6 protein-coding genes and 1 pseudogene are annotated in these 6,930 nt (G+C 48.5%); 2 read left to right on the top strand and 5 right to left on the bottom strand.

Going from position 1 to position 6,930, the window contains the following annotated elements:
- A partial coding sequence (locus DXA70_RS07190) for a sigma factor (RefSeq protein WP_128118060.1) occupies positions 1-467 on the top strand: 467 nt, incomplete at its 5' end.
- A gap of 58 nt (positions 468-525) precedes the next feature.
- Here DXA70_RS07190 and DXA70_RS07185 read toward each other — a convergent pair.
- The gene (locus tag DXA70_RS07185; protein ID WP_128118059.1) at positions 526-1,074 is read right to left on the bottom strand and encodes a sigma-70 family RNA polymerase sigma factor; all 549 of its coding nucleotides are present in this window, start codon (positions 1,072-1,074) and stop codon (positions 526-528) included.
- Between the two features lie 148 nt (positions 1,075-1,222).
- Here DXA70_RS07185 and DXA70_RS07180 point away from each other — a divergent pair, with 148 nt between their 5' ends.
- Positions 1,223-1,999, top strand: coding sequence for a hypothetical protein (locus DXA70_RS07180; RefSeq protein WP_128118058.1), 777 nt, complete (start codon positions 1,223-1,225; stop codon positions 1,997-1,999).
- 143 nt (positions 2,000-2,142) lie between these two features.
- On the opposite strand, the gene DXA70_RS07175 is transcribed toward DXA70_RS07180, so the two are convergent.
- The 4 genes and pseudogenes from DXA70_RS07175 to DXA70_RS15405 form a co-directional block, all read right to left on the bottom strand.
- Positions 2,143-3,048, bottom strand: coding sequence for a peptidoglycan-binding protein (locus DXA70_RS07175; protein ID WP_055186213.1), 906 nt, complete (start codon positions 3,046-3,048; stop codon positions 2,143-2,145).
- 560 nt (positions 3,049-3,608) lie between these two features.
- A complete protein-coding gene (locus DXA70_RS07170; RefSeq protein WP_128118057.1) occupies positions 3,609-4,994 on the bottom strand; it encodes a site-specific integrase in 1,386 nt (461 codons plus the stop codon).
- 91 nt (positions 4,995-5,085) lie between these two features.
- On the bottom strand, positions 5,086-5,400 hold the full coding sequence (locus DXA70_RS07165) for a helix-turn-helix domain-containing protein (RefSeq protein WP_117530097.1): 315 nt from the start codon (positions 5,398-5,400) through the stop codon (positions 5,086-5,088).
- 78 nt (positions 5,401-5,478) lie between these two features.
- Positions 5,479-6,818: pseudogene (locus tag DXA70_RS15405) on the bottom strand (hypothetical protein).
- Positions 6,819-6,930: the final 112 nt, after the last annotated feature.

The following is a 6,930-nucleotide window of genomic DNA, read 5'->3' as shown; positions in this document are numbered from 1 at the left end:
CTGTGCCGAAGTTCGATGCAGCGCGCGGCATGAAGTTCCTGACCTATGCGGCTCCTGCCATCCGCAACGCCATGATGGACATGGTGCGGGATGCCTTTGCCGCTTTTGAGCAGCGGATGGTGACGGAAGACAAGGACGGCGTCTGTTACCAACGTGTTTCGCTGGATGATGTTCTGCCGGGAGAGGAACAACTACGGCGCATTGAGGCCATAGCCGACCCCTACGCCATGCAGCCGCAGAGCATTATGGAGGAGCAGGAATCGCGCCGGGAACTGTATTATGGCCTGAAACGGCTGACCCAACGGGAGCAGACCTATCTGCTGTACCGCTATGGCTTCACCGATGGCGAGGAACATCTGCTGATCGGCACGGCGATATACTTTCACCTGACAAAAGGCCGCGCCAAAAAGACCGAGGAACAGGCCATGGATAACCTGTGGCTGGAACTGCCGTGGTGGTTTGATTAAAGGGAGCGAAGAAAATAGCTTTTATACACTAAAGAATGAAATCAAAATGAATGAGAATTTATTTGGAAGTTTTAGGGAAGAATGCACATTCTAATTTTTTTAATATGGAAAGCTTTTTACGGTTGATAGCTTGTCTACTGACACCAGATTTTTCTGCTATATCTGCGATGCTCATTCCTTTAAAAACAAATTGAGATAATAAGGTCAGTTCAGAAGGTTGAAGAACAGAATGTAAATCGAAAATCAATAGTTCAGGATATTCATCGTTTGAGGACAAAGACATCTGATCGAAATCAATTTCATCAACGCTTGCGATGACAGAGTTATCTACGGCGTTTTTTCGGCTGTTAAGCGAAATGTATTGATGCCGGATAGAGGATTCAATATATTTCACTAATGTGCCGTCATCTTTTCTTTGAAGTTTGGTCAATTTTCCGGAATGCAGTAATTCGAGAAGATATAATTGTAAATCTGAATAGGCATCCTCATACTTAAGAAGAGCTGCATATTTTTTCAGTAATGGCTGAAAACGTTGGACGATTTGTAGCTGTGCAAAGGAGTTGCCGTTATATGCATTTAGAAAAAGGTCAAAAAGCGTATAATTCAATTTTCTTTCCTCCTTTTAAGAGGAAAGAGAAAAATGTTAAGATTTGTAAACGGAAAAATAGATTTTTGTGAGCTAATATAAAAAGTTTACAAGAAGGTAATAGAGACTAAACAATATGTTGATAAACTTATAAAAAAGGAGAACATATATGAATTGTGCAAAAAGTGTAAAAATGATAGTGATTCTAGGTTGTATTGTGGTGAATTTGGTGGGATGTGGAATGAATGATACAACAGCATCATCAATGTCCACAGTAGTTTCGTCACAGGATACATCGTCAAGTTCATGCAATTCTGAAGAAAAAAATGATTTGCAAGATTTTTCCCAGACGTTAGTTGATTCGACCTCGGTATTTTTAGATCAAGATCAATATACTGTTTTTGAAAAAGCGCAGAAAATAGACTATGCACTTTGGGGACAATCAAGTAACTTAAAAGGACTGAATTTTAAAATTGAAGATGCTCCGACTTTTGTGCCTATGACGCAAAATGCGCCGACATATGTAAAACTGAACGGACATGATTATGAGGTCTATCAAAATTCTTATAAAGAGTTTGAAGAATATATGAAATCTATTTTTACAAATGATTTCTTGTCACAAGATTCAATTGAGAAAAAGTTTGTGAATTATAATGGAAAACTTGCCGTTTGTGATGACTATGATTTGGCACAAATTCCATATTTTACTGGATATGTGGGAGAATATTATCCGGATGATTTCTGCTCAGTGCGATACTATTTGAAAAATAAAACGGAAGCACAAGTAAATTTTGTAATGATTGCATACTATAATCCCAATGAAACGTATGAGGAACATGATGAGTATTCATATGATGACATGAATAAAGTCGAATATGAAATGCAGTTGGTAAAAGTTGGGGATGTGTGGAGAGTAAATAAATATCACTCGCCTGAGCTTGGATAAGCAGATAGTGAAAAGTGTTGCATATAATAGGCATTGAAAAATCCCCCCCGAAGCCTTTTCGAGAGTTGAGAAAAGACTTTGGGGGGGATATATGTTAAAAATGATGCTTTACAACTTATTGTTGATGAAGAGAGTAGAGATATTTAGGAGCGACGAGCGGTTGCGATATAATCACCGTATACGGTTTCATTGCGTGCAGTTCCCGCTTCCTCAAGAGTTCGAATGACACCACCAGCAGGATCAATGACGGAAATGCTGCTTGCAGAGGAGCAACTGCCAGTATAAGCAATCGCTGTGACAAAATGCGTCTTTTTGCCATCGCTACTGTTGAGCCGAATAATGATGGGAAGGTTATTGTCAATACTTGCTTTGACTGCACTGAATACAGTCGCCTGCTCCTTACCGCCATGAGTGTAGTTGCTCGTGTCGATTTTACCATTGCACTTGCTGGGAAGAGCCCAAGTATTCAGACCGTTTGCACCCCAATTTCCACAGGCAGTCAGGACTTCGTTAGGGGTGAATTCACGAGGCCCATAGATATTAGCGGTATTCAACACGGCAACAAGAGAGCAACCACTATTTCCAACAAGCTTAACAATGTCCGGATTCTTCTGTGCCCAAAGATAGTTTCTATCAGTAGGCAGAGTGATTGAATGAGATTGACCACTTGTACCGCCCGAAGAAGCGTTCAATGCGTTTAGGGTGGCACTGCCGACCATACCATCGGCAGTCAAGCCGGATGCTTTCTGAAAACTGATAACAGCGTTATAAGTGCCTGAACCTGCAAGGCCATCCACTGTACTGGCGTAATAACCTTTGTTCTTCAGGAGCTGCTGGATGGTTTTAATGTCGCTTACCAGTGCGTTCCATGTACCATCGCCAACAATGCCATCTTGGGTAAGACCTTTTTTGCCCTGATACTTCTTAACAGCATTTTCAGTACCAGAGCCAAATTTGCTGTCAAAACTACCCGGAGGGCAGCACATGATATGCAGTCCATACTGCAGGTACATAACATAGTTGCCAGTACTTCCATTTTTGAGTAACATAGTAATAATCTCCTTTTTTTAGTAGGACGTTTATGGGGCCCTTCATTTGCGTCCTTACGTAATAGAAAGAGAGAATCACAGATGTTTTGTAAACATAGAGAGATAATTTAGGATATCTGGGTCGGTCACTCAAACCATTGCCGTCAAGTCGGTGGTGGATAGTGTGATTTTTGTTTGTCAGAGAGTAAGTGCACGGTTTCTGCACGGATTTTGCACGGTTTCAAAACGTGCAAAGGGTGCTTTTCGCTGCAAAATTCGACAAAGGGCGCAGAAATTGCCGGGTGAAAAATCACGTCGTCTTGTTCAAAAGCAACGATGACTCGAAACTTTCATGAATTGAGACGAACCGGCGGCTTGCTCTCTTAATCAGTGGGCCCAGGGTTCGAGTCCCTGGAGGTGCACCAGATATTGAACGTCAAATCGTAAGATTTGGCGTTCTTTCTTTATGTAGGAAAGCGGCTGCACACTTTCTGCACACCGTTTGCACATTTGCCCGAATCAGGGGCTTTTCTGCGCAAGGTTTGCACAGCCTGCTTTCCTTTGCATAAAAAGAAGAAATTTTAGGCGAACAAGGCTCTCATCAATTCTCTGCGTTCGTCTGCGTCCATCAGCCGGATGGCTTCAAGGATCTCCCTACCGGAGATTTTTGTTGCCGCCGGCTTTTCGTTTTGCCGGGGCTGGGGTGCTGCCGGGGTCAGGTCTTGGGAATAGAAGTTGGCTTCGATCTTCTCGGTCAGCTCCAGCCGAGGCTTGTCCTGCGTGTGGGCGTAGGTGTCCATCAGGACAGATGCCGTTGCATGACCTGTGTTGCCCTGCACCGACTTGAAGTCACCGTCCGACTGCAAGAGCTGGTAGGTGGCACTGGAGTGCCGCAGGCCGTGGAACACGATCTGTTCAAACTCCGGGTGCTCGGCTCTCCACAGGCGGTACCACTTGGTCAGCAGTTCTGGCGCAATGGGCAAGCCGTCCGGGAGCCGGAACAGTTGCCCGCAGTTGCTGTACTTTTCCGGGGCGTTCTGCTCGTCCTGCTTCAGCTTTTCCAACCATGCCAGAAGTTCTTCCTTCAAGGGCTTCGTCATATACAGGACGCGGTTGGACTTCTTGGTCTTAGGCTTTTTCAGGATGAGAGAGGATTTGCTTCCCTCACGCCTGTCCGGGAAGGTGTGATACACCTGATTGGGGTCGAGCTTTTCCAGAGCGTCCTTGTTGGCTCGCTGCATGGTTTTGCTGACCGAGATGGTACCACGACCATCGGCGGCATCGAAATCCAGATCACTCGGCTGCAAGCCGAGAATTTCGCCCTCACGGAGCGAAAGGATCATGCTCATGTGCACCGCCAGATGGAGTGCCGGGTTCTCGATGGTCTGCAACGCCGCCAGCATGGTCTTTTCGTCCCAGATGGTACGTTCCTCGCTGTTCGCCTTGGGCGCTTCACGGGGCAGGGGAATCTTGTGGATCAAGGCCCACTCCACCGCATAGGAAAATGCAGTTTTCAGCAACGTGTGGACCTCGTGGATAGAGGTGCTGGACAGCAGCCGCTTCTTCTGCTTTTCGGTCAGGGGCTGCTTTACGCCGTGGACGTACTGCCCGCAGGGAGTCTTGGCAAGGGTAGCATAGAACTTCTCGATGTCGTAGGTTCGCAGTTCCTGCACCTTCCGTTTCCCGATATACGGCACGATAAGATTCTGCACCATTGCCACAGATTGGGTGTAGGTCTTGGGAGACCATTTGTGTTTGGTGGACTGGATCGGGATCCATTTGTACAGCATCTCCTCCACCGTCATGGTGTCGGGGACAAGGAATGTGCCGTCCAGCAATTCTTTCTCGACCGTGATCTTCCGCTCCTGCGCCTCCTTCCTGGTCTTGAAACTCTCCCATCCCTCGCAGGGTTTGCCGGAATGGTCTTTGTACTTATAACGGACGGAGTAGGAATCTCCGCGCTTCATACTTCGTATGCCTAGTAGTGTGCGCTGTGCGCAGATATATTTTTGCCTGCATGGCAGGCATCGGCATGGTAGATGCCATAGATTACCTCCCTCAGACCGCCGCAAACCAGCTGTCGAAACTCTGCTTGTTCACCCGGATGCTGGTGCCGATGCGCAGCACCCGGAAATCCTTCGTGGTGTTGCACAGGTTGTACGCCGCACGGGGAGAAATCGCCAAAAGCTGGGCGATTTCCTCCACCCGGTAAACAAGAGGTTCGTGCTTGGCTGCTTTGGTCTGGTCAGAAGATTCTGTGGCAGGGGATTTGGACGCTTTCATTGTAACCGGGTTCGAGTCCTTTTGCAAGGACTTATTCGTATAATCTTTAGATTTCACATCTTCGGTCATGTCAGGCCGATTCATATTCATAGGCAGACCTCCGTTTCCTTGTAACCGGGTGCCGGGGCAGAAAGTGCCAGCTTTCTGCCCCAAACGTTCCCGATGAGTTCAGATTTCCGAGTGCCCCTCCTGTTTGCGGGGTTGCGCCGTTGGTTTGTTTTGCCCCTGTTCTGCCTGTAAGCGGTTCAGCAGTTGCAGGACGGAATCTCGTGCTTTCTCCTTAACCTGCTCCTTGCTTTTCTGACGGACTTCCGGCTTCAGGAGCTTCTCCTGCAGACGTGCGGTGGTGGTCTGCATGGTCTTGAGGAACTTGTCCAGCACGGTGTCCAAACAGTGGGCGGCGTATTCTCTCGTGGTCTGCGGAGCCTTACGTTCCGGGGACAGCACCCACTTCTTCGTGTCCTCGATCATCCGCATATCTTCCTTCCGGGTCTCGGTGCGCACCACATCGGTCACGACCTCCACCGCCTTGTCGTAGGCCGCAGCCGAAACTTCATCGATCAACGCTTCCATGTCGTTGACCTTGAGGGTCAGCTTGTCCAGCTTGTTCTGCTGGGCGGCAAGCTGCTTCTTTTGCTTGGCAAGGATGAAATCCTGCTTTTCCAAATATTTGCGGTTGCCATACTCCGCGTCTTCCTCCAATTCCAGACCATGCCGTTTTGCAATCTCGAACAGCATCTTCCGGCAGGCGGCATCAAAGGTGATTTTGCGGTTGTTGCGGCGGCTGAGGGGCTTGTCCGGGTCGGGCAGGTTGAAGCCCAACACTTCCAATGCCTTTTCCTGCTGGGAAGCCACCTCACCGTACTTGTTCTCGCAGTCGAACACATGACGCTCATGGATATGGGGTGTGCTCTCATCCAGATGCAGTGCCCAGTCCAGCACATGAACGTGGTCGCCATACTTGGCCTTGAACTCCTCGATGAACTCTGTGACGACGCTCAGCAAGTCTCTGCCGAAGCGTGTTCATCCAGCGTTCCAAGTTGGTAGATGGTCTCCTCCGGGCAGGTCTTGCGGCTGGACAGCAGGTCGGGAATGGAGCGGTTGCGCTCTGTGTGCCGAATCTTGGCGTTGCGCTCGTTCTGACCTTCGATAAAGGTCGTGTACCGGCTCTCGTAGAACTGCCGTTCCACATCTGAGAAGGTTGCCGCCAGATCGTCCGGGTCGGGTGGAGCGAGAGCCGAACGGAAACCGTGGAAGCAGTCCCAGTAGATGTTGCCCTTGGCGCGTTCCGGGTCGATGTGCTCACTGTTGGCAAGGTTGAAACTGCGGTCATTGTGCTTGGGGTTGTAAGTGCCGTGTGCTCCGGCTCGTCCGTTGTGTCGTGTCAGTTTCAGATAGACATTCCTCCGTTTCAACAGCTTGGCGGGGAGAACGCAGCAGCGAAGCTGCTGGATCTGCCGCCGTTTTGCGCCAGATAATACCCAGTAGGATATGACGCACAGCATCATATCACTGGGGCAAAGAGCTGCGCTCTCTGCACTCTTGCTCCGGGCAAGCTGACAGGCAAAGATTTGCGAATCCCTGCCCGCAGCTCGTCCGGCTTTTTCAGTTGGCCAAATT

The sequence above is a fragment of the Faecalibacterium sp. OF04-11AC genome (genome assembly GCF_003460645.1).
Taxonomy (GTDB): domain Bacteria; phylum Bacillota; class Clostridia; order Oscillospirales; family Ruminococcaceae; genus Faecalibacterium; species Faecalibacterium prausnitzii_I.
Note: the sequence above shows the minus strand (reverse complement) of the source record. Positions and strands in the feature narration are given on the sequence as shown.